The 21,604-nt window shown below is 68.2% G+C and carries 22 protein-coding genes; all 22 read right to left on the bottom strand.

The features are described from left to right. Window positions 1-171: 171 nt before the first annotated feature. The gene (locus FB390_RS21550) at window positions 172-1,128 is read right to left on the bottom strand and encodes a hypothetical protein (RefSeq protein WP_141810563.1); all 957 of its coding nucleotides are present in this window, start codon (window positions 1,126-1,128) and stop codon (window positions 172-174) included. A gap of 10 nt (window positions 1,129-1,138) precedes the next feature. Continuing rightward, entirely contained in the window at window positions 1,139-2,044 is a 906-nt protein-coding gene (locus tag FB390_RS21545; protein WP_141810562.1) for a hypothetical protein, read from the bottom strand. 120 nt (window positions 2,045-2,164) lie between these two features. Next, on the bottom strand, window positions 2,165-2,986 hold the full coding sequence (locus FB390_RS21540) for a hypothetical protein (RefSeq protein WP_141810561.1): 822 nt from the start codon (window positions 2,984-2,986) through the stop codon (window positions 2,165-2,167). A 134-nt stretch (window positions 2,987-3,120) separates the two neighbouring features. After that, window positions 3,121-4,053, bottom strand: coding sequence for a hypothetical protein (locus tag FB390_RS21535; RefSeq protein WP_141810560.1), 933 nt, complete (start codon window positions 4,051-4,053; stop codon window positions 3,121-3,123). A 10-nt stretch (window positions 4,054-4,063) separates the two neighbouring features. Beyond that, window positions 4,064-4,870 (bottom strand): hypothetical protein, encoded by an 807-nt coding sequence (locus FB390_RS21530; RefSeq protein WP_141810559.1) that lies wholly within the window; start codon window positions 4,868-4,870, stop codon window positions 4,064-4,066. 87 nt (window positions 4,871-4,957) lie between these two features. Beyond that, window positions 4,958-5,974 (bottom strand): hypothetical protein, encoded by a 1,017-nt coding sequence (locus FB390_RS21525; protein WP_141810558.1) that lies wholly within the window; start codon window positions 5,972-5,974, stop codon window positions 4,958-4,960. Next, window positions 5,971-6,342, bottom strand: coding sequence for a hypothetical protein (locus FB390_RS21520; RefSeq protein WP_141810557.1), 372 nt, complete (start codon window positions 6,340-6,342; stop codon window positions 5,971-5,973). The genes FB390_RS21525 and FB390_RS21520 overlap by 4 nt, the downstream gene beginning before the upstream one ends. A 209-nt stretch (window positions 6,343-6,551) precedes the next feature. Continuing rightward, window positions 6,552-7,238: a hypothetical protein gene (locus FB390_RS21515; RefSeq protein ID WP_141810556.1), complete on the bottom strand. Its 687-nt coding sequence runs from the start codon at window positions 7,236-7,238 to the stop codon at window positions 6,552-6,554. 314 nt (window positions 7,239-7,552) lie between these two features. After that, window positions 7,553-8,680: a C40 family peptidase gene (locus tag FB390_RS21510; RefSeq protein ID WP_246124146.1), complete on the bottom strand. Its 1,128-nt coding sequence runs from the start codon at window positions 8,678-8,680 to the stop codon at window positions 7,553-7,555. 16 nt (window positions 8,681-8,696) lie between these two features. After that, complete coding sequence (locus FB390_RS21505) at window positions 8,697-10,397, bottom strand: hypothetical protein (RefSeq protein ID WP_141810555.1); 1,701 nt, start codon at window positions 10,395-10,397, stop codon at window positions 8,697-8,699. Between the two features lie 35 nt (window positions 10,398-10,432). Next, complete coding sequence (locus FB390_RS21500) at window positions 10,433-11,905, bottom strand: SCO6880 family protein (RefSeq protein ID WP_141810554.1); 1,473 nt, start codon at window positions 11,903-11,905, stop codon at window positions 10,433-10,435. Then, the gene (locus FB390_RS21495) at window positions 11,902-13,224 is read right to left on the bottom strand and encodes a hypothetical protein (RefSeq protein ID WP_141810553.1); all 1,323 of its coding nucleotides are present in this window, start codon (window positions 13,222-13,224) and stop codon (window positions 11,902-11,904) included. The genes FB390_RS21500 and FB390_RS21495 overlap by 4 nt, the downstream gene beginning before the upstream one ends. Next, a complete protein-coding gene (locus tag FB390_RS21490; protein WP_141810552.1) occupies window positions 13,221-14,048 on the bottom strand; it encodes a DUF8175 domain-containg protein in 828 nt (275 codons plus the stop codon). The genes FB390_RS21495 and FB390_RS21490 overlap by 4 nt, the downstream gene beginning before the upstream one ends. An 18-nt stretch (window positions 14,049-14,066) precedes the next feature. Beyond that, entirely contained in the window at window positions 14,067-14,684 is a 618-nt protein-coding gene (locus tag FB390_RS21485; protein ID WP_141810551.1) for a DUF8175 domain-containg protein, read from the bottom strand. A 56-nt stretch (window positions 14,685-14,740) separates the two neighbouring features. Continuing rightward, window positions 14,741-14,971 (bottom strand): hypothetical protein, encoded by a 231-nt coding sequence (locus FB390_RS21480; RefSeq protein WP_141810550.1) that lies wholly within the window; start codon window positions 14,969-14,971, stop codon window positions 14,741-14,743. After that, complete coding sequence (locus tag FB390_RS21475; RefSeq protein ID WP_141810549.1) at window positions 14,968-15,627, bottom strand: hypothetical protein; 660 nt, start codon at window positions 15,625-15,627, stop codon at window positions 14,968-14,970. Before FB390_RS21475 ends, FB390_RS21480 begins: the two co-directional genes overlap by 4 nt. Before the next feature lie 137 nt (window positions 15,628-15,764). Continuing rightward, window positions 15,765-16,082, bottom strand: coding sequence for a hypothetical protein (locus tag FB390_RS21470; protein ID WP_246124145.1), 318 nt, complete (start codon window positions 16,080-16,082; stop codon window positions 15,765-15,767). Next, window positions 16,079-16,735 carry a hypothetical protein gene (locus FB390_RS33630; RefSeq protein ID WP_185757117.1) on the bottom strand — a complete coding sequence of 219 codons (657 nt, stop codon included), beginning with the start codon at window positions 16,733-16,735 and terminating at the stop codon, window positions 16,079-16,081. Before FB390_RS33630 ends, FB390_RS21470 begins: the two co-directional genes overlap by 4 nt. A 4-nt stretch (window positions 16,736-16,739) precedes the next feature. Further along, the gene (locus FB390_RS21460) at window positions 16,740-17,462 is read right to left on the bottom strand and encodes a DUF8176 domain-containing protein (RefSeq protein WP_141810548.1); all 723 of its coding nucleotides are present in this window, start codon (window positions 17,460-17,462) and stop codon (window positions 16,740-16,742) included. 133 nt (window positions 17,463-17,595) lie between these two features. Next, entirely contained in the window at window positions 17,596-18,969 is a 1,374-nt protein-coding gene (locus tag FB390_RS21455) for a cutinase family protein (RefSeq protein WP_185757116.1), read from the bottom strand. A 305-nt stretch (window positions 18,970-19,274) separates the two neighbouring features. Further along, window positions 19,275-20,387 carry a lipase family protein gene (locus FB390_RS21450; RefSeq protein ID WP_141810546.1) on the bottom strand — a complete coding sequence of 371 codons (1,113 nt, stop codon included), beginning with the start codon at window positions 20,385-20,387 and terminating at the stop codon, window positions 19,275-19,277. Beyond that, on the bottom strand, window positions 20,384-21,604 hold the full coding sequence (locus tag FB390_RS21445; RefSeq protein ID WP_246124330.1) for a cutinase family protein: 1,221 nt from the start codon (window positions 21,602-21,604) through the stop codon (window positions 20,384-20,386). Before FB390_RS21445 ends, FB390_RS21450 begins: the two co-directional genes overlap by 4 nt.

Raw genomic sequence — 21,604 nt, 5'->3', positions numbered from 1 at the left:
TCACCGCGTTGTGCGGGGGCGGATGGAGGTCCCTTGCGCCTGTCGGGGCGAGCATCCCGGCTCTTACCCGTAGCCGGTGTGAACGATGGTCACCATTGAGAATTGCTGCAATGCTGCTGTTTGCCGCTCCACACCGCTGAGGGGTGTGGAGTCCGATGCCTCTGCGTGCGGCTACGGGCCCATGTCGTGCTCCTGGTCGGGGCCTCTGTCCGGATTGGGCTCCGGCAGCGAGACCTGGTCCGCGGCGATGTTGCCGCTGTGCATCGAGGGAAGTGCCGCCGTGATCGCGACACCGGTGTCGAGGCCGGCGTCGGGCGTGCTGTCGGCGAGTGCTGCGGTGACGAACTCCGCACGCAAGGTGGCGCGGGCCTCGACCAGCATCGCCGCCGGACTCGGCAAGAGGGACTGAGCCCTACGCAACGGAGCTCCGGTCACCGGGTCGATGTCGATATACGGCGGGACCGGCCGTTCTGGAGTGATCCTGGCGAATGTCAAATAGGATGCGGCCAAGTCGGTTTCAGTGGCCGCGAGCGCCCACACCGCGTGTTGGCGGCGCACCGCCTGCGCTGCGCTGCCCCACAGCCGCTCTCCCTCCGCGGCGGTAATCGCCGCACCGTGGGCATGCGCTTGAACACGCTGATGTCGCAACACCAGGTTGTCCGTGAACTGCTGTACCTTCTCCGGACCGAACGTCATGCTCCATCGCCCCGTGGCCTGGCGGTCTTCGATCGCCGCGGTGACTACGACCATCCGTTCGAGCTGATGCAGATCGACCAGCAGCAAATCAGCGATGAACCTTTCGACATCGTTGGTGCGCGACAAGCGATCCGGCACGATCATCGGAGCTGGTAGCTGTGCCGATCCACTCAGTGCAGCCTCACGGACATCCCGGACCCATGCGGCGTCGATACCTGCCTCGACAGCCATGGCTTCGGCGTTCTCGCGCTGGGTGCGGATCGCATCGAGATTGGCGGCGAAGATGACAAACGCCGGGTACTCGGCGTCGGCCGCCAGGTCATACTTCTGTGCGCCGCTAGCCAGTTCGGCTGCTTCGACTCGCGCCCAATGCATCACCGTTCGCAGTAGCTGTGCCTGCCACTGCGCGATCGGCTGTTCGGATTCGGCCATCACCGCCCCCTCACAGCTCGAAACCGGCCGAGGGGTCCGGCCGCCGGTCCGGCACGTCGGGACCAGCGGCGGCATTCGGGTCCTGGTCCTCTGGCACCGGATCCGGCTCTGACAGCCACATGGCGCCCATGGGCAAGGTCATACGGTTGGCCGCTGTCTCAACGGGATCGTGCTGGGGCCCATAGCGGTAGTCCCGCCACGCTCGCGTGGCTTCCTCCACCAGTGCTCGGGTGGGGATATGTTCGTTCGCCGCGGTGCTCGACCTGCTGTCGTCGCGATCGCCGATGTCCTCGGGGTGGCTGAAGATCGCCCACTGTGTTTCGCGTTCGGAGCGGGTCGAGGTCGTCGTGAGGACTTCGATCGCTGTCGCGAGGCTTGCGCCATCGCGTTGCCACAGCGAGTCTCGCTCGGCCACACTCAGTCCGATGTCTCGCATCGCCGCGTTGACCTGCGACCACATGATCTGCATGTTCGCCGCCAAACCGGCCACGATGTCCGAACTCCCGCTCGGGAACGGCTCGACGGCGTGCTCGGCGGCCAGTATCGCCATCTGTGTGAGATCTCCGACATCGCGCACGATCTCGTCGACGATCCCGATCCGCTCTATCGACTCACCGGGCGTGATCACCGTCCCATGCAGCTCTTCCCACGGCACGCCACGCATCCCATACCACTCGGCGCGCTCGAACGCCGCAACGGGAATCCCCACCGACAAGCCGATCTGGCGCAGCGCATCACGATGTCGGAGCAGGCCATTGAGCTCTGCTACCCACGCCTCGTACGCCTCCGGGCGATAGCCCGGCTGCGTGGTATCTGGATAACGGGTGAAGGCAACGTTGCTGGCGATCACGATCGTGTTCTGGTAGGCGGCCAGTAGGCGTTGCTTCCAGCCCGGCCACTGGTCATGGTCACTCATAGCGATCTACTCCGGACAGCCGCGCCACAGCCAAGTGGTTGATAGGCGGCGCCATGGTGTGCGTACTCGTTAATCGGCTGAAAAATATTGCTGGACACCTGATCTCCCTTCTCATCCGAACTACTCGACGCTGTATCCGGCTTGCGGGGTGCTCTGGCCGACACCGTGTTCGGCGGCGGGCTCGGGATCGAGCCCGTCCCGACCAATTCCGAGGTCGGCCCCCGGGACTGCCTGGCCAGAGGGGTCCTCGCCGAGTGCTGCCGCCGCAGCGGCGCGCAGATGCTGGACTGACGGAAACAGCGTGTCGGATGCGTCGCTCACGACGTGGCTTGTGTGTGACGCCCACTCGGTAATGTCTCGGCGGGCATGCACCGCGATTCCTGGCCAGGCCAGCACTCGGAACCGTTCTTGCAGTTCGGTGATGGTGTAGGTGTTGACGGTGAGGTCGACGACCTGCAGGAGGTCGGCGGGGGTTCGCGGGATCATTGCGGCCAGGTCTTCGATGTCGAGTGCTGCCGCCGACGCGGCGACGACGGCGCGTTCACGCACCAGGTTCATGTTCTCCTCGAACTGGTCGCGCAGCGGCACTGGCAGGTCGCGGGCGAGGTAGTGGTGATCGGCCTCGACAGCGGCCATGGTCGCCAACTGCCAGGCGTCGGCGGCGATCAGGTCGTAGGCGGCTTCGCGGGTCCGGAGTTCAGGGCTCGGTTCCCCGTCGGGTATCCATTCGCGGTCGACGTCGCAGGTTGTCGCGCGCCGGTCGATGTCGATCAACAGGTTCTCGGGCACGCCTTGGCCAACGGCACGTGCGCTCAAGTCCTTGTCAGCGAGGTTGATCTCCCACAAATGTGCTCGCCAGTTGAGGATGTCGAGTTCACCGAAGCTGTAGTCGGTTTCGCGTGGTTGTGGGTATCCCCGATACAGAGCGTTGTAGTAATCCACCCGCAGCTGGTACACGCGGCGGGTGAGCCGCCACTGCCAGTCCCGCAGCTGTGGTAGCTCGCTCATCCCAGACCAGCCCTTGGCTGGCGGTGGCCGATTCGTGTGGTGCGCATAGTGGTGTTGTCCTTCTGTCGCTATCGGAAATCGGGTTCGGTATCTGGGCCGAAGTACGGACCTTGCTGTGCCGCAGAGGAATCGGCGTCCCTCTCCTGCCATTCCTGCGACGGTTCGGAGGAAGTGGTAATGAGGTCGATAGCGGCGCGTGTCGCTGCCCACTGCGGTCCTGGATCTGCGAGCGTCGTGATCGCTGCCGAGGCATCGGCGATCAAAAACTGTGGTGCGTCGGCCCACCTACCCGATCGACCATGCAGTTGCGCCCGTCTTTCGAGCAGGCTCAGCGCGTGGTCGGCGAGTTCTTCGACGCTGGGCCGCGCGGCGGCGACCAGTTCGATGTGCAGATCCAGGGCTGTGCTGCCAGAGACGGTGGTCTCGGCCAGCCGCTGCCAACGCCAGCGCGTGTCGTCCCACAATCGGGCATGTTCCGGGGCGCTGGTCGAGGCCACGAATCCGAGCGCTTCCGCTAATCGCCAGCGCCCCTGCATATTTCGTGTCAGCTGATCGGTGACGCCAACCTCGCCAGCATGCCAACTCGTGGGTGTTGCCGCAGCGAGCATCGCACTGCGTTGCAGCTGGTACACCTGTTCGCGGATGCGCTCGAGCGCACCATCCCTTGACGCCGAACGCCCACCGGTTCGCGACAGCCGGACCAGTTCGCCGTCATTCCAGTGGATTCCGGCCAAGCCGTGCTCACGCGCGGTATCAACCAGCCGCGGCGGGACGCCGACCACGTACGCTTGCGCTTCCAGCTCTCGACGCTCGTGGAGGCGGTCGCTGAGCCCGGCGCGCCACCGTGTCAAGCCCATGTCGACGACGGTGTGCGCGCTCGCGTCGTGATCAGTGGGCCCGTGGAGGGCGAGGCGTCGGTAGTCCGCGGCCAGGTTCTGGATCTGCTCGAGCAGTCGTGTCTGCCAGCTCGCCATGTCGGCCATGTCGTCGCGGAGGGTCATGTCGAACTCCTCATGGCTCCACCCCCGGCTCGGGCGTCGATGGTTGCGCGTCGACGCCCGACCAGTCATCGTTGTGTGCTGCGCCGACTTCTGCGGCGGTGTTCGTGGCCGTCCGGATCGCTTCACCGATCAGGTGGCCGGGCTCGGCGGCTTCGATGTGTCCCCTTGCACCGGAGTGGTTTTCGAGGTACGTGCGGGCGGCGGCGATCATCTGATCCGGGGTCGACAGCATCACCCGGGACACGTCTTCGTGGGTGACGCCCGCTTCTTTGAGGACCAGCCACACGATGCCGTCGCGGTGAAAGTCGACTTGGCTCACCCTGTGGAACGCCAGGTGCAGGCAACTGCGGGTGTAGTCGGACAGCTGATCGCTGTAGTGGGCGAGTCGATGACCCACTTTGTCCCAGGCTCCTCGCACCTCGACGTCGGTGAGTTCGAGTGCGTGTCCGACCGCTCCGGCCAGCTCCCAGGCTTGTCCCATGGTGCGGCCGAACGCCTCACGCGCTTCGTGCGCGTCGGCTCCGCGGAGCAGGCCGCTGGCATCGGCGGTGGCTTGCAGAACCGCCCATTCCTGCAGTTCGGCGATGCGGGTCGTGAACCCGCGCACGAGGGCGTCGCGGTCGATATGCGCGGCTCCGAGGTATTCCTGCTGCGGATCCCAGCCTGAGCCGCGCGCACCGGCCGCGCGTTCGTACTGGATCCACTGCGCGGGCAGGCCCACCATGGCGGCGATTTCGGCGAGCCGGTCGACATGGTCGCTCACCCGCCGCACGTCGGTCCCTTTTGCCTCGGGGTCACCGCGCAGGTCGGCTTCCACCTCTGCCGCATGGTGAATCGCACCCAGCAGGCGTCGTTGAAGGGAGGTTGGGGTATGCATCGCCCGATCACCGCCAGCTCAGCTCGTTCATGGTTCGAGCTCCGCTCTGGTCAGGGGGACGTCGAGCACCGATAGCGGTTCCACGTCGATGACGATCGGTTCGGTCTCGGCCTCGGTGGCGTCGGTGCGGGTCAAACCCGCCGACGCGATCGCCGCCCCCGTCGCTGCGCCCGGCGCCGGCTCGGGGTCGCTACCGGATGGCCGACCGAGCTCCTCATCGAATTCGGGGTCACCGAAGAAATGCTCGAAATGCCGTGTCACGGTCAGCGCCGCGGCCAGGTCAACGGCCTGATACCACTCGCGGGCTGCTCGTCCTGTCGCCGTGGTCGTGAACGTGGGCGATGTTGCAGCGAACTCGGTGTCGCCGAACCCGCGCCCGGTGTCCTCGGCGAACCGTTCCCTGAAGGCGGCCGCCTCACCGGCGTGTGTCTGCGACAAACCTTCGCTCGCGTCTGCCGCGGCGAATGCCGCCGCCGACCGCATCGCCGCCGTGTCTGCCGGCGACTGGCTGGACTGCAGGCGATCACTGAATCCCGCTGCGCGCTTGGCCGCCTCCAAGCGCATGGTCTTGATGTCTCTATCGAGCTCGAACAGTTCCTGCTCGTGCCTTACCCGCGCGTTAGCCAGGTCCAGCTGCGGCTCATGCAGAGCCTTGTCCCGGGTCTCTTTGCGCTCGGACTCCTGATCCCGGCGTATCAGATCCTTGTCGCCACGCCCCATCCGCGCACGGATCTCCCGACGCTCCAGCCGCGCCTTCGCCTTGTTCTGTGCGCGACGTTCATCGATCTCATCGCCGCGCTTGGTGTTCAACTCGGCGTTGGCTCGTATCTCATCGCCCAACTTGACCAACCGCCACATGTGCTCGACGATCGACCGCTGCTCTTTGCTTTGCGCCAGGTCCATTGCCTGTCGGTGGGCCTGGCGGGAGCGCCCATCTGCGCCGAAACCGCGGATCATTCCGGCGGTCATCTGCGCGGTCTGCATGCCTTGGATGAAGCCCTGTCGAACTGCCTGGCTCGCTTCACCAGCCGGGTCATCGCTCACGGCGTCACCTCCAGCCAAGACAGCCGCCACGCGCTCGATGGAGCGCGGTCGCGTTCGACGTGGGCGTAGACGGCCAGGTCCAGCGGTGGCGCGTCATGCGGGTGGACGGTGACGGCGAGAACACGCTGGGCCCGGGTGGAGGTGTCGGGGGGATGGTCGTCGGCGGTGACCCGCACTGCGGTGGTGGGTGGTTTGTTCTGCCACCGATGCCAGGTCGCGACTGGGACCGGCAGCCACACCAGTGCCGCAGTGTCGGCGAGCGCGGCGAACTCCTCGGTCAGCAGTGGCCGCGCACGCCGCAGCGCCGCCCGCTGGTCGGGATCCCCGCCCTGGTATTCCAACGCCGCACCGACTGCGGCGGTAAGCACCGCTGGCACCGAGCAGGGATCCACTTCCGCAAACGGCGGCGCGAAAGTTGTTGCGCCGCAGGCTGATGCGCTGGTGAGTGGATGGTCAACCCTGGATGGGTCGTGTTGAGTGCACGCGCTCGCGGTGAGGATGGTGGTGATCGCGGTCGATGCCGCGGCTGCCCGGGTAAGCCGATGCCGCGTCGGAGTTGAACTGGTTGTGCGCGCTGTCATCTGGATGCTCCCCGGCATGGTTGCAGCAGGGCTGCCAGGTCGCTTCGCTGCCAGCGCACCGGTGTCGGTTCCAGGCATGCGGCAGCTGCGGGGCTGCCGTGGGCGTCGGTTACCAGGTGCAGGACCAGCGATTCGCTGGTCGCGACGTAGCGCAGCCGCGCGACGCGCAAGCCGTGGCGGCGCGCCACGATCAGCCGCAGTCTGGCCGCGCTGGATCTGGTAGCGGCGCGGGCGCTTCCGGCCAGCCGGACCGCGTGTATCGAGGCGGCCTCGGCTTGCGCGGCGGCGTAGGCGGCACCGATGCCGTCGGCGCCGGTGTCGTCGTCGATGGGGATGGTGTCGACGGTGTCGTCGGTGTCCTCGCCGCGTAGGTGGACTGGAATCTCGCCGCGTGAGATTACGGTGCCATCGGCACGGCACACGGCGAACCGACCGAACATCGCCGCCACCCACAGTGTGATCGATGGCGCGGTGCGCGCCCGGTCGAACAGTCGAATGTAGACCCGTCCACGCAGCAGCTCACTTTGCCGGATACCTTCGTAGTCCACACCGCGCTGCAGCAGCTCGCTCAGGAACCGGTCGTAGCGCTTCGGGTCGCCGGCCAGCCCGTAGGAGCGGGCGATCTCATCGATCCTGGCGGTACTAGGTCGCTCCCGCAGTTCGGCGGCGTACTCGCCAGCCACGCGCGCTGCCGGCAGCGGGTACTTCTGCCGCGCCGCACCGCGGCGATCCCGGCGTTCCTGGCATACCACCGTTTTCGTGGCTGGGCTGGTGAGTCTCATAGCGGGTGCTTCCCTTTCGGTGCACCAACCACATCTGGGCCTGACTTGTCGGGCGCCGGATCATCGATCCGCATCCCGAGGTCACGGTGTGCTGTTGTGGTCATCGTGTTCTCCTCCTCGCTGTGGCGGGGTGGTTCAATGCCGAGCCGGGGCGCGATCGCGTCCCCGCCGGGCCTGGGTCCGGATCGGGTCTGGGAGGTGTGGGGGTCGTCGAGTCACACGGCATCGGAATCTCCGCGAGAGTTGGTGCCTCCGTATCGGCGCACATCCATGCGTTCGCCGTCCCATGCGCTCAGTGGCGTCAACGTCACGACCTGTCCCGTCTGGGGCGCGTGCAGGAGCATCTCGGTGCCGTGCTCGTCGCGACCGGTATAGACGCCGACATGATGGGAGTCGGTATCTCCGGGGTAGGTGAAAAAGATCAAGTCCCCAGGAGCGCGTTGCTCGTTCGGCACGGGCCGAGCCGTCGGATGGTCTTGCTGGGCTTGGGTGTAGTGCGGCAGCCGTATCTGCCCGCCGGAGGCGTGGTAGATCGCATACAGAGTCAATCCGCTGCAGTCGAATCCGCCGTTGGTGGGTCCGTGGATGTCGCCACCGCCCCAGACGTAGGATGTGCCCATCCATCGCTGGGCGTGCGCGATGACCGCCAAGCCGAAGTCGCTGGCGGGGACGATATCCGGTGGTGTGGTCGGCGAGCTGCACCCGGTGATTACCGGGCGCTCGTCCGGGCGGGGTTCGGTCGGTTCGCGGTCGTCCGGGATGGGGCCGACGTCGAGGTCGGCGAATCTCGCGTAGAGCTGGCGGGCGAGGTCGAGGTGGCGGGCGTAGGCGTCGGGGTAGGTGGAGCGTTCAATCTCCTGGGCCAACGCGGTCGGTGACATTTCCCGGGCGTCCGCGCCGAGTGCTTCGGTTTTGTCGTAAAACCAGTTGATCTGGTAGTCGCTGTTCATCAGCGCCGCGATGCCGACCGAACCCCAGACGCTGTAACGCATTTGGTGGGGGCCGACGGAGTCGTGGTCGTAGCCAAGGCCGTCGTGGGGATAGTTCAGCGACTCCGGGACGACCGGGTTGGCGAGGTTGCGGAAGGTCGATTCTGTTGCTTGAGCGGCGAGTTCGGAGATGATGACAGCGGCGGGCATCCCGCGGCGTTTGCCGATCGCGACTCCGTCACGGGCCAGTTGCAGCTGCCGTTCCGAAAGCCCCGCCACCAAATGCCCTGTCGCGCCGGACATCCCAGACTCGTCGCCGCGCACCGGCGACGAGCAGTCGCTGCCCTCCGGTCGCACCGCCACGGCCATCAGCAGGGCGACCATCAGCACCACCGGAGCCAGCAGCGCGGTCACCAGCCAGGGGTGTCGATCATTCGGCATCGCTGGTCACCTGCCCGGGGAGGCGACGCAGTTCGTGGTCGAACCGGCGGTTTGTGTTGTGGATTTCGGCGCGACGTTCGCTGGCGGTGAATTCGAGATGCACCGGGATACCGGCGGCATCGGCCGACGATTCGCCGGTCATGATCAAAAAGCAGCCCATGCCGGGTGGGGTGTCGTCATAGCCGCCCGCGAAGTCGTCCTCACCGGGTGGCCGGGGCGCGGCCCAGGAGGTGACGAGTAGTTTCGCGGTTTCGGTGATTCCGATCGATCCGCGGATGCGGTCGATCTCGTCCGGTCCGACCGGTCCGATGATCTTCGCCCGTGCCCGGTCGAACAGCCCGATGCCCTTGGCCTGGGAGGAGGCGCTGTTGAACGATTGGAGATCTCGCAGGGTGTGGCTGCACATGATCAGCCAGGTGCCAAGCTCACGTTGCAGCCGGGTCAGGGCGTCGACCCGATCGACCATGTAGTCCCCGCCCGCGGACAGCACCCGCCAGATCTCGTCCATGACCAGCCCGAACAACCGTGGCGGGGCAAGTCCAGCGTCGGAGCGGGTATGCGCGGCGGCGATCGCACCGAACCCGGTCGACCAGCACACCATCAGCACCGCGGCCAAGAGTTTGGTGTCGCCCTCGGGCACGCCGGATACGTCGATGCATACAGCCGGGCGCGTCAAGTCCAGCGGAACGCTGGATGGTCCGTCGAACACCTCTCCGAACGGGCCCTGGATGAGGGCGCGCAGCGACCGGCGTAGAGGCTTGGTTGTTTCGCGGTAGGCGGCGGCGCTGTCTTCCTCGGCGTAGGCGGCCAAGCTGTCGCTGCCGGTGCTGATGACGGTCAGTAGATCCGACAGAACCGGCGGTCGCCGGTGGGTGAAGCCGCCGCCGTCCGGGTCGTAGAGCACCCTCAGCGCGGCGGCGAGCAGCACCTCTTCGTAGTCGGCCACCCGCGCGCCGCGCACTAGCTCGATGAGCCCGGCGACGATGGTCACTTGGGCCGCCTGCACGCGGGCGGCGATTTGGCGGCGGTGCGCTGGATCGTCGAGTTCGCTGATCACCTGCCCCAGCGCGCCGACGTCGAGTGGATTGATCACCGACTGCCCGTACCCAACCGAGATCACCTGCCCGCCGAGCACGTGCACCAGTTCGCGGTAGTCGGGTTTGGTGTCCCCGACGGCCAGCACCGTGTCCCCGGCCGCGACCCGGCCGGTGATGATCCGCCTGATCAGCGAGGATTTTCCGAAACCGTTGAGCGCCAAGACAAAAGCGGTCGGTGCGGTGATGATCCGCTTCAAGAACCAGCTCATCGGGTCGAAATGGACCGGCGCGCCGGTGACGTAGTGGGTGCCGATGGGGGTTCCCACGATCGGGGCCGACGCACCAACCGCGAACGGCCACAGCCCGGCCACTTGGGTGGTGGTGGCCCGCCACTCCGGTGTCGCCGCCACCACCGACGCGCGGCCGCCTCCCCGGCCCCGATAGCCGCGGTCGGTCAGCCGCGGTGCCGCGACCTCGCTGCCTTCTACCGAGGTGTCCTCGTCGGAGTCGGCGCGGCGGGCGGCGTTGGCGCGGCGATGGTCGTCGCTGGACAACATCAGCCGCGCCCACCAGCCGCGCACTCCCCCACGGCGGGCCGCTGCCTCCATGCTCGCGCGCGCGTCCTCGGACAGCACCCGCACCCCGCCTACCACGGTCGTACGCTGAACCCGTTGCCTGCGTGGTTGTTTCATGCTGTGACCCGCTTCGGGATGGACGCATGCTCGGGCAGGACCACACCGATGCCCAGCGACGCGGCGAACGTGCTGGCTTGCGTGGCGTAGCAGCGGCGCACCCCCAGCCGGCTGGCTGCGGTCATTCCCCGCAGCGATGCCTCGATTCCCGGCATGTCGGCGTTGAGGCGGTCGGTCACGGTCACCAGCAGCCCCACCCGTGTCAGCCCGGCGCCTCGTGCCTGCTCCTCCCGGGATGCCTGGGTGTTGGTGACCCGGATCCGCGCCGAGGCGCTGGCGATCCCCCGTTCGGTCTGCTCAGCGGCGATCGCGTCACGGAAATCGTTGTCCACCAAGGTGGTTGCCTCGGCCGCTGAGTGCAGGCGGTAGAAGATGGCGACTCGTTTGCGGGGCACGTCGAGCCGCGGTCGCAAGAGTTCGTCGAGGACCCGCTCGTTGACCGCGCCTCGCGGGGCCCCGTCCATCTCCCAGGTGATCGAGCGTCCCCCGTCGTGGATGAGGTGGTCCCAGCGGTCCTCGTGCGCGACTGGGCCGACACTGCCCCAGCTCTGGGTGTCGGTGATCGACTCTCCGGCCAGTTCGACATCACGCTGAGAAGCCAGGTCGTAGCGGGAGCGGACCAGCGCCATCAGTTCCCCCGCTCGCATCGGTGTCGCGGGCAGGCCTGCGCGCGCGAGTTGCGAGACGACCGTTTGCAGGCGGCGTCCGATTTCGCGGGCCTGCTCGGCTTCGTCGCGACGGATGCGGCCTCGCCCGATCGGTCGGTAGGTGACCGCGATTCGCGCTTCCACCCGCACCCCGGAACCGCCGGTGTCGGCGGCCGCTTCGCGCATCACCGCTTGGGCGTAGTCCGGCGCGTCGCGGCGCACGAGTTCGGTCACTTCCCGCTGCTGGCGCAGCCGGGTCTCCACCACGCTTTCCAGCACCGCGGTGACCGCGACAACCTCGCCGCTGCGGCTTTGCGCCGCGAGGAAATGTCCGTACTCCTCCACCCAGGTATCGATGGCCGACTGGTCCACCAACTCCTGACCGCGCGGCATCACCCGCAGCACTACCGCGTAATGGTCGCTGCGGCGGATGTGCAGCATCGCGAACCGCCGCCCACCTGCCGTCTCGTATTCACTCAGCCGCGAATCCGCCAGCAGCCCAGGGAGTTTCGCCCGTCCGGGCAGACGCGAGAAGCGGCCTGCGCGATAGATGGTCTCCCCGGCCGCGCGTGCCAGCGCGTACTGGCCGTGCAACGCCACGAGTTCCCAGCCGGTGCGGCCGCGGTAGGTGACGGCCATCGGCACGAACACCACCGCCGCCGCCACGGCCACCGCACCGGCCACCGACAGCGACTGCCACACCATGAAGGCGACCATGATCGCGACGATCAGCCCGAGCCCGAGCATCGATACGCCCCATGTGAGGCCGAAAAACCCGGCGCTGCGCGGCTTTTCCCACCGCCCGTACATGCGGGTACTCATCGCCGCACCTCCAGCGACCCCGGCTGCGCCTGGTCGGGCCCCGAAGCAGCCGGTCGGCTCCCCTGCGATCCGGCCAGGGAGCTGGCGCCTTTCGCCAGCTGCGGCGCTGCCGACGCCGCTGCTGCGGCCTTGCCCCCTGCCCCGGCCGGTGGCACGCTAGGCGCCTGCTGTGGCGATGCGCCGCCGCCACCAGATCCTTTGCCCAAGCCAGCCCCGGAGCCACTGGTAGAACTGCCTGCGCCACCGCTAGGCATTGGTCGGCCTCCGCCTCCGCCTGCCCCGCCACCGAGCGGTGGTGGCGGGGGAGCTGCGCCTTGGCCGCCGCCGCCTGCACCCGCTTGTCCGACCCGACGGCCCTCACGACGCGCCGACGCGCCAGCCATCCCGACCCCGATCAAACCACCAGCCACGGTCGCCGCCGCACCACCGCCACCGCCCAGCGTCGCCACCGCTGGCGCCACCAGCCGGATCAGCGCGGGCAGCACGATCACCGACATCGCCAGCAGGATCAGCCCCAGCAACGCCATGTTGCTGTCTTGCGGATCCCCCGCCGCGGTGAACGCCATCGCGTACACAAGTGAGCCCACCGGCTTCCACAACACAGCCGCCAAAGACCAGGCCAGCAGCCGCTTGTAGGCCTGGGAACCGGGGCCGGTGCCTGAAGACGCGGCGGCGATCGGCAGCACCGCCACGACCACGATCAGCAACGCCTGGCGCACCACCAGCATCACCAACTGCACCAGCATGCTGATCGCGCATGCCGCGAAGAGCAGGAACAGCGCACCCGGATTCATCCCACCGGTTGCCGCGAGAAATCCGCGCACGAATCCCGTGCCGAACGCTTCCACGTCGCTGCTCGTGACGTCGTAGATCACCCATTCGGCGAACGCGTCACCGGCACGAGTGCCTGCGGTGATCACGGTGGCAAACGCCATCGACGCCAGGATCGCCCGCGCCAGCATGAGGACCGTCTCTTGCGCCTCGCCCGCGAGTCCGCCGCGCTGGGCCAGCGTCAACCGTGCACCAGCGAACAGCAGGCCCGCGATCAGCATCAGCACTTGGAGTTGGCTGGTGTAGGAGCGGATATCGTCGAGTACCGGCGCCAACCCGCCCTCGCTGGTCGCCAGCTCTGGCGACGGGAACTGTGTCCACCACGCCAGTGCATGTGTCAAAAGCCAGGCAAATGCCTCACCCATCCACTCGGTGAGGTCGTCCAGCGCCGATTTCGCTACTGCTCCAGGGATTTCTTGGGCCGCGCAGGCAGCGCCGGCCAGGCCAGGGATGTCGCAGAAGGGGATGATTTGTTCCCGGGCGGTCATCGCGGGCTGCCCTTCCACACACCGAAACCGGTCAAGTTCGTGATGTGACGTGGTGGAGCCCAGAGCGTTTCGATGTTGTCGGGGATGCGGACGCGCCAGTCGCCGCCGATCCACACCATCGCCCAGCTCGACACGCTGTAGCCGCCGCTGCCGTCGCGGGTGGCGGCCTCTATCACCGCCAGCTCCCCGTCGTAGCCGGGCAGCAGCCGCACGCCGTCGGGTACGACGACGAAGCGGGCGGCGTCAGGAGTTCGTGCTCGCGCGAGGCTGTAGCGGGCGACGAGCCGGTCGGTCAGCTTCGCCTCCCCGTAGAAACGTTGCTGCACAACTTGTTCCCAGACCCCCTCCGGTGCTGCCAACGCCCGCGCGGCGGCGTCGAGCGCGGCCAACACAGCCCCTTGCGGCGTGCGCGCGAACCCGGTCGCAACGCCTTCCTCGATCCGGGTGGGACCGTCCGCACCCGACATCGGTAGCGCGGCCCCGCCCCAGCCTCGCTGCCACTCGAGCCGGGCCGGTGTAGCGGTCACGTAGTCCGGGCGTGCGGGGTCGATCCGGTCAGCGGGGTTCTGCGCCAGCGCTGTTCCGCTGTCGGTGTCGACCACCTCGAGCCGCGCACCGTAGAGGTCCACCGCGGGTGGCCGCGGTGCCCGCGAGGACGGTGCGATGTCGGTTCTGGTGGGCGGCTCCGCAGTCGTCGTTGCTGAATCAGCTAGCTGCTCGCGGGGTTCGTCGCGGTTCATGGTCATCGCGAACGCGCCCGCCACGATGAGGGCGATGACGGTGAGCAGTCCGGCGGCGAGCCGGTAGGAGCGAGTGCCTTTCATGTTTCTGAGTCCTCTGGTTTATGGCCGAGGGAGGATGACCATGTCGGCTGGTGGCGTGGTGACCGCTGCGACGGTGGCGTGGTCAGGGCGCTCGGGCATGAGCAGTCGCCACCCGTCGCCTCGCCACACGACCTGGGTGCGGTGTCCGGTGATCGAGTCGTCGCTGTGGCGGCTGTAGATCTCGACGTCAGCGGCGTCGAGGGTGTAGCGGGTGATCTGGTAGCCGAGGATCACCGGTGCGCCCTCGCGGACGGGCTCGGTGATCGAAATCTGGGCGCGCAGTATCGCCCATTGGTCGCGTCCGGAACCGGCGACGAGCATCTGCTGCCCGACCTGGGCCCAGTCGCGATCGCTGGCGACCGACATCCGGACGCTGGCGTGGATCGCGGCCACCGCCGCTCCGGCGGGGTTGCGATCGAACCCGCTAACGATCGGGTCGATCACTCGGCGAGGTCCCTGATCGGTCACCGGTAGGTCGATGCCTTGGTAGCGCTGCCAGTAGGTGCCGGTGGGCGGCGTCCTCGTCGCCCAGGTCGCGGTCGGCGTCGCCGTCGAGGGCGCCGTGGCCGCGTCGCAGCCCAGCAGCGCTGTGGCCGCGATCGGGCCGCAGCACGCCAGGACCGCTAGCCTGTTCACGGTAGGGTCGTTAGTGATCGATTGTGTACGTGGCACTTTCACGTCTGGGCTCCTCATCACTGTGTCGGTAGGACCGCGATGGCGATTCCGCTGGCCGATCCGGTAAGGGCAGCGGCCGCGAGCGCACCGACGAATCCTTCGATCGCTTCGTCGCGATAGACCCGGACCGCCAGTTGCCCGGCGATCCAGATGGCGCGGGCGATACAGAGCAGCAGAACCAGCCAGCACAGGTAGCCGAGCAGTTCCATCAAGGGTTCGATCACGTTCGAGGGCATCGGTGTGGTCATGTCGGGCTTCCGTAGCGGTGGCTGCGATAGGCCACGTCCAGGGCGGTCAGGATCGTGTCGACGACCCGGCTGGGGTGGCTGACCTCGACCGCGGTCCCGGATTCGGGGACCGTGATGTAGTCGGCCCACAGCGATGCCGCGAGCCCGCTGGCGTACCCGCGCGCCGTGGCTCCGGCAGCTGCGCCGGCCATGACCCACGTCGGTATCTCGCGCAGCACCGCCACCTCCGGGGCGGCGAAAGTCGTTCCGCCGCTGCGGGGTTGTGGTCCTACCTCGCCCCCAGCACGTAGCGCACCCGGTGTCCAGCTCTGCGGGTTCAGCATCACGATGCCGCTGACGGCCTGCGCGTCGCCGCGGCATCGGGCAGCGGCCCAGGACTGCGCCAGCGCGCACATCGGCCCGGTCGCGACCAGGATGATCGACCCCGCGGCCGCAGCCACGACTTCGTCGATATCGGCAGGCCCCGGCCGGTATTGGGGGCCGTTGCCGCGGTTGGTTCGTCGAGGGCCGGGCTCGTGCCGGTGGTAGCTGATCTGTGCGATCCCTCCGCCGAGGCGTGCGTGCAGCCCGGTCGTGATCGGGTGCCAGGACCGCAAATCGCCGCGCTGGAGGTACACCACGGTCGCTGGTGCGTTCGTGGCGCCTGATCGGTGCACGCAGCCCACACCTCTGTCCTGGGCCGTCCAGTCCGGAGCTTCACCAGGTGCACAACCCGGCCGACGCGTAATTTGCTGCACGAGAACAGGTTCCGTGCCGGCTCGGCCGGCGGATTCGTGGCGATGTGGTGTCGGGCTCATTCGGGGGCCACCACTTCGCCCATGATCCGCGCGGACATTGCCGCCACGACCCCGCCGATGATGGCGGCGGAGATGATCTTCGGCGATTCCACGGTGCCGCCGTGGAATCGTTCCCAGCCAAACCTTCCGCCGCCGTAGATGATGGCGGCGATGCCGGCGAGGTTGACCAGATACCGGAGCCAGTTGACGAGGGTGATCAAGCGGTTCGATCCGGGTGGGGACACCGGTTTGATCTCGCCCGGGTCGATGGTGTCTTGCGCGAGGAATGCGAATGCTTCGTTCAGCTCGCTCAGCATTGTGTGCGCGACTGTCATGGCTTCTTCTCCGAAACATGTTTGTGTGCAAGGGTTTTCTTCGCGACAGCGAGCCGTTGGAGGATGTCGGAACCGGCTTGGTGGACATCGGGGGGCACGTTGGTGTGGAGTCGGAGGCGCCGTGGGGGTGGTGGGTCGCCGGGGGTGAACTGCGCCAAGTCGCCCGATTCCAGGGTGAGAAGCTGGTCGTGCCAGGCGATGTCGTAGACGTCCTCGATCAAGTCGGTGACGATGCTGCGGTAGCGGCGGACCGGCGCGGGCACGGCGCCGGGGCGGGTGGGAGTCAGTACCAGCCCGATGACCTCGACGCCGTCGGGGGCGAGTCCGGCGTGCCATTCGCGCAGGCGGTCGGCCGCCGCGGCGAGGCCGGACATGCATACCCGTGCGGCGATGATCACCTGTTGGGTCGTGCGCGGCGAGGCGGGCCAGGCCAGACCGCTGTCGGCTGCGGGAGCCCACCAGCGTGCCAGCGTCGTCGTTCCTGCACCGCCGTGGGCTCCGAGGACCGCCCACAGCGGCGGGAAAGGCCCAGTGATGGGGAGTGGTTCGTCTCTGAGGGGTGCGCGCCGTTGCGGTGGCGGTGGTTGGACCCCGCCGTCGGGCAGTCGGCGCGAATCGTGGTCGTGTCGGACCAGGTGCAGTGCTGCGGTCATCACTTCACCGCCTCTGGATGTTCGTGATCAGGGTCCGTGGGCCGGGTTCGGCGGGGCGGCCGTTGACGAGTTGGAGGTAGTCCAGGCGGCGGCCGTCGAGGTGCAGTTCGACCAGATGCACCTGGGCCGCGGTCGCGGTGATCGGTGTGATGCCGACACAGTGCGTCGTCCCGGCGGGGATCGCCGCGACAGCGTCGGCGAGCGCTGCGGGGTCCAGTCCGGCGTCCTCGGTGACCACGGCCAGTGCGGCGCCCGCGTCGCGGCGCGCGTAGTAGGCGTATTGGAAGGCCGCGATCGCTCCGGGAAGGTCGGTGTCGGCGCTGTCCGTGTCGGTTACCACAGGGGCGTCCAGGCCGGTGCAGGCGGGAGCCCTCGGCCCGGTTGTCGTCGACGGTTGGGTGATGGCTGCCAGGGTGGTTGGTGCGGATGCGCCGCTGGATTCGGAGTCAGGTACGTCGGTGAGGGTCACCGCGACGGCGCCGATTACGGCGGTCGTGCCCAGTGCAGCCGCGATCACCCTCGCCCGGCCGCGGTGCCAGGCCCGCGGAGCTGATGTGGCGGTGGGCTGGGGGTGCGGGTTCTCACCGAGCCACTGCCAAGGGTCGGACTCGCGTCGGTCGACGGATTCGCTGAGGTGGTTGATCGGTTGTGCCGCAACGGGATCGACGGTGTCGAGCCATTGCCAGCCGTGGGCGTCCTCGGGGCGGGGGGACGGGTTGTCGCTCATGGTCGTCACCTCCTTCGGCGGTGCGTTGTGGTGGTGGTCCGGGCCCTTCGGGCGACGCGTCAAGGGATAGAGGGTCAGCCAGCACGGCTGGGTAAGAGTGCTGGATGACAGGCGCGCGTGCGCCCGAAGGGGCTCAGGGTCCGGCATCGGTGCCGGAGGTCGATGTCCTCGCGCCGCTCGTCATTCCTGGTGTGGGTGTGTCGGGTCGCGGTGCCGGTGGCGTGCGAGTGCTGCTGCCGCGCGGGCCGGTCGAGTTCGGGACGGCGGTTGTGGTTCGGGTAACCGGTGTTTTGGTGGTCGGCGTAGCCGCAGCGAGGTCGTCCGCGGCGGCGGCGAGCCAATTGGTCACTGTGGTCAGGGTGGAGTCGCCGTCGGGTGTGGCCGGGGTGCGGCGGTAGGCACCGGTGCGGCCGTGGGTGTCGCTGTAGCGGGCGGTCCCAGCGAGCGCATACAACTCACCGGGATCGGTGACCGTGGAGGTGATCGCCTCGAACGTGTCGTTGATCCATCGCGACGCGGTTTGTGGTGGTACCAGGTTCGCCACCGCGCCAGCGACTTTCGCGCCCAGCGCGCCGACGGCCGCCCATGGGCTGGCCATGCCGACGGTCGCGAGTTCGGCGATGGTGGCCGGGGTCAGCACTTCCCGCGCGACGGCGACAACGGCGTGGAATCCGATGCCGCCGAGTTTCGCCAAGGCGGCCAGCACGTCGCGGCCTTCAGGCGCGGGGGTGTCCGGGTTCGACGCCTCGACGAGCCGCTGCCCGAGGCTGGCTTGTGGTTGGTAGGTCAGCTCGTCGAGGGTCGTGCCGTGCAGGTCCTCGTTGATCACGGTGGTCGCTGCGGTGAATGTGGTCGAGGCGAGGGCTTGCGCGATGGTGGTGATCGCGGCGATCGGGTCACCGAGGTTCGAGCGGGCGGCGATGTTGGCCACGGTGGCAGCCAGCGGAGACTGCGGTGGCGTGTCGCAGGTGGCGTCTCCGGCGGCGCACCAGTCCCCTACCCTGCCCGTCAGTGCCCCGTACCCGGTCGCCGTCGCGGCGGCCGATGAGGCGGTCGCGGTGATTCCGGCACCGGTGGTCGCCGAACCGAGCAGGGTGATGGCGCCTACCGCCGCACCGGCGGTTCCGGGCACCGCGGCCGGTGTCGTGGCGTTCGGCCGACCCGGCAGCACCGGTGTTCGTGGTGCGCGATCGGGATTGGCCAGCAGTGCCACGGCCGCTACCCGGTCGGCGGGGACGCGGGATTGGCTCGCACCGACGCGGTGGGCCCACCGCTGCACCGGGGGCGCGCCGTGGGCGTATCCGACAGCGGCGATCCGGGTGTCCGAGCACCGCTCGAGAATTTCGTTCGCCATCTGCTCGAGGCGCTCCTCGGCCGCCGCGGCCGCCTCTTCGTAGGGCAATCGCTTCATGGAGTCGTCGTATCCGTATGGCACGTAGGCGCGTTCGACACGATCGGTGCCCGACTTCAGCGGGCCCAGCACCAGCCCGAGGACACCGGTGTCCACCCCGACTGATGCATCAGGTGAGGACTCCTCGGTGCCCTGGACACCGAGCGCGTATAGCAACGGGCACGTCGCGCTCAGAGGGGTTGATCGGTCCGGCTCGGCCACAGCTGTACTCACAGCCCCCACCAGCGTCGCGGCGGTGAGCACGGCCGCGAGCCAGACACGGCGGCCGATACTCCGTCGCGGATGAACGAATTTGTGCTGCATGGCCTTGCACGTCTTCCATGGATGGTCAGGGACGGTGTGTTGTGGCGTGGTGTGACCCCGCCCGACTCGATTCCCGGTGGTGGCCGGGCGGGGCCGATTCAGGTAGCTCGGCCCGCGTCGCGGGGTTTGCGGTGCAGGAACGCCTCCAGCTGGGCGAGAGCTTCGGGTTGTCCGGCGCGGGCCGCGCGGGCGTGACCGGTGGTGTATTCGCGCCAGCTCAGGTCCACCGCCATCGCGCGGTAGGCGCCGAAGAGATTGCGGCCCTGGGTGATCGGCACCAGGACGTCTTCGGTGCCGTGATACAGGTGGACCGGAACCTGCGGTGCCGATTCGTGGGCAGTGCGTTCGGATTCGAGGACGTAGCGCCACAGTGGGTCGTTCCACGGATCCGGTCGCACACACCAGTGGTCCAGCGGTGCGGGGAAACTGCGGCGGATGTCTTCGACGCCCAGATGCTCGGCGGCCTCGACCGCCTCATAGCCCGCTGCAGACAGGATGTGCCGCAGCGGCAGGTGGCTGTAGGCGCGAGACAGACCAACCATCCCGGCCAAGCCAAGCCCCGACCACGGGCCGCCATCGTGGGTCTGCACCAGGTCCCGCAGGTCGCTGACCACCGCTCCGGCAGCAACGCCACGTAGGTCGACTTCGGGTGCGTAGCGTGTCCGGTGCTCGGCGACCGACACGGCGGTCCGTCCGCCGTCGGCGTACCCCCATGCCAGCGCTGGCAGCGGCGGCCAGTCCACGTCCTGCAGGCCCCCGACTGCGCGAATCGCGTCCAGCGCGGCGCGAGCACCGGCCGCTCGGGCCAGGAATCGCATCGGACCCAGGCCGGTCAATCCCATGCCTTGGCCGTCGGGGACCACCACGACCCATCCGCGTTCGAGCGCCGCCCCAATCGCTTCGGTGTCGAGTGCGGTGCCCGCCGCCAAGCGCTGTGAGGGCGCGTTCTCTGTGCCACCGAGCCCGTGGAACGCCGGGCAGTACACCAGGATTGCCGTCGGCGTTTGCTTCTGGTCGGGTGCTATCACGATGCCCGAGGCTGCGATCGCGGCGCCGAACGCCGACCTGGAGGCGTAGACGATCTGCCACGCTTCTGCGACCCCGCCGTCGAGCTGGGGAACTCGGACGCGGCGGCGGCGCAGCAGTTCTCCGCGCCGGATCTCGTAATCCAGGATCGGCCCCCGGTAGAACTCGTCGGCCACATCGTTCATCGCCGACTCCCGGCGAGGTCGTGGGCCAGCGCGATCAACCAAGCGATGCCCGAGTCCAGTTGGCCGAGCGCGTAGTTGTTGTGCCGATTGACCGTGTCAAGGTAGCGCGCCCAAATGAGCGGATTGACCAGGTCGGCGTTGTCGTCGGCCAGCTGACCCCACGCACCGGCCAGCTGACCAAACAGCTTGCCGAGTTCTAGGGGGTTCACCGTGATCGCTGCGATGATCTCGCCCCAGCGCGCCGCTGCGAGCCCTGGGTCGGCAGGGGTGATCCGCGGATCGGCGGCCTCGATCAGTCGCTGCGCCAGGCTCGCGGTCGGAGCATAGTCCACCACCCCGTGGCCGACGCGGAAATCGTTGGCCAGCACTGTGTTCCATGCCTCCCCGAGTGCCCCCGACAAGCTGGCGTTGATCGAGCCCAGCGCGGCCAGCGGGTTAGCCAGATCGGCCTGGGCGCCGATGATCGCAGCGAATCGCAAGACCGCGGCCCGGTCCGGTGCCGAGCAGGCCAGATCGCCGTCGGTGCAGATGTCGGCCACACGTCCGGTCAACGCTCCGAAATCGGCGGCACCGGCGATTCCACTTCCCGCCGCCGGCGGGTTCGCGATCCGCACCCCCGCAATCGCGGCGCCGGCCGTTCCGGGTGCCGGGTCCGGCGTCAGTTGGCCGGGTCGGCCCGGGAGCACACCCGCGCCGGGTGCCCGATCCGGGTTTGAGTAGAGCGCGACCCCCGCGATCTTGTCCGCAGGGACCGGCCCGGCTCCCGCACCCACGTCGCGCGCGAAACTCGACACTGCCTGCGCCCCCTGGGAAAACCCGACCGCGGCGATCAGCGTCGACGGGCAGGCCGCAACGATCTCGGCGGCTGCGGCGTCGAGCTTGGTACGCCCGTCGGTCACCGACGCCACATAAGGGTCAGGACCGCCGCCGGGCACGATGCCGCCGAAACCGGCGCCGTAGGGAATGTAGCTGCGCTGCACTAGATGCGGCACCGCAGAGACCACAGGCGCGATCAGCGCGCCCACGACCCCGGTGTCGGCCAGCGGGTCAGCGTTCGGTGCCGACTGACCCGTTCCTTGGACACCAATCACATACAGCGCTGGGCAGCCCGGACCGATCGGCACAGACCACGCGGTCGACGCGCCGAGCATGACGTTCGCCGCGACGGTGCCGCACACCGTCGCCGCGGCAGCGGCAGCGATACGCCTGCCTCTCAT

The organism is Nocardia bhagyanarayanae (assembly GCF_006716565.1).
GTDB lineage: Bacteria > Actinomycetota > Actinomycetes > Mycobacteriales > Mycobacteriaceae > Nocardia > Nocardia bhagyanarayanae.
The sequence above is the reverse complement of the archived record's forward strand: the minus strand, read 5'-3'. Positions and strand labels throughout refer to the sequence as shown.

What these genes read in the sequence shown, in the direction of transcription:
- FB390_RS21550 (WP_141810563.1), bottom strand. Translation starts at nt 1,128, where the DNA reads ATGGCCGAATCCGAACAGCCGATCGCGCAGTGGCAGGCACAGCTACTG.
- FB390_RS21545 (WP_141810562.1), bottom strand. Translation starts at nt 2,044, where the DNA reads ATGAGTGACCATGACCAGTGGCCGGGCTGGAAGCAACGCCTACTGGCC.
- FB390_RS21535 (WP_141810560.1), bottom strand. Translation starts at nt 4,053, where the DNA reads ATGACCCTCCGCGACGACATGGCCGACATGGCGAGCTGGCAGACACGA.
- FB390_RS21500 (WP_141810554.1), bottom strand. Translation starts at nt 11,905, where the DNA reads ATGAGTACCCGCATGTACGGGCGGTGGGAAAAGCCGCGCAGCGCCGGG.
- FB390_RS21495 (WP_141810553.1), bottom strand. Translation starts at nt 13,224, where the DNA reads ATGACCGCCCGGGAACAAATCATCCCCTTCTGCGACATCCCTGGCCTG.
- FB390_RS21490 (WP_141810552.1), bottom strand. Translation starts at nt 14,048, where the DNA reads ATGAAAGGCACTCGCTCCTACCGGCTCGCCGCCGGACTGCTCACCGTC.
- FB390_RS21480 (WP_141810550.1), bottom strand. Translation starts at nt 14,971, where the DNA reads ATGACCACACCGATGCCCTCGAACGTGATCGAACCCTTGATGGAACTG.
- FB390_RS21470 (WP_246124145.1), bottom strand. Translation starts at nt 16,082, where the DNA reads ATGACAGTCGCGCACACAATGCTGAGCGAGCTGAACGAAGCATTCGCA.
- FB390_RS33630 (WP_185757117.1), bottom strand. Translation starts at nt 16,735, where the DNA reads ATGACCGCAGCACTGCACCTGGTCCGACACGACCACGATTCGCGCCGA.
- FB390_RS21460 (WP_141810548.1), bottom strand. Translation starts at nt 17,462, where the DNA reads ATGAGCGACAACCCGTCCCCCCGCCCCGAGGACGCCCACGGCTGGCAA.
- FB390_RS21450 (WP_141810546.1), bottom strand. Translation starts at nt 20,387, where the DNA reads ATGAACGATGTGGCCGACGAGTTCTACCGGGGGCCGATCCTGGATTAC.
- FB390_RS21445 (WP_246124330.1), bottom strand. Translation starts at nt 21,604, where the DNA reads ATGAGAGGCAGGCGTATCGCTGCCGCTGCCGCGGCGACGGTGTGCGGC.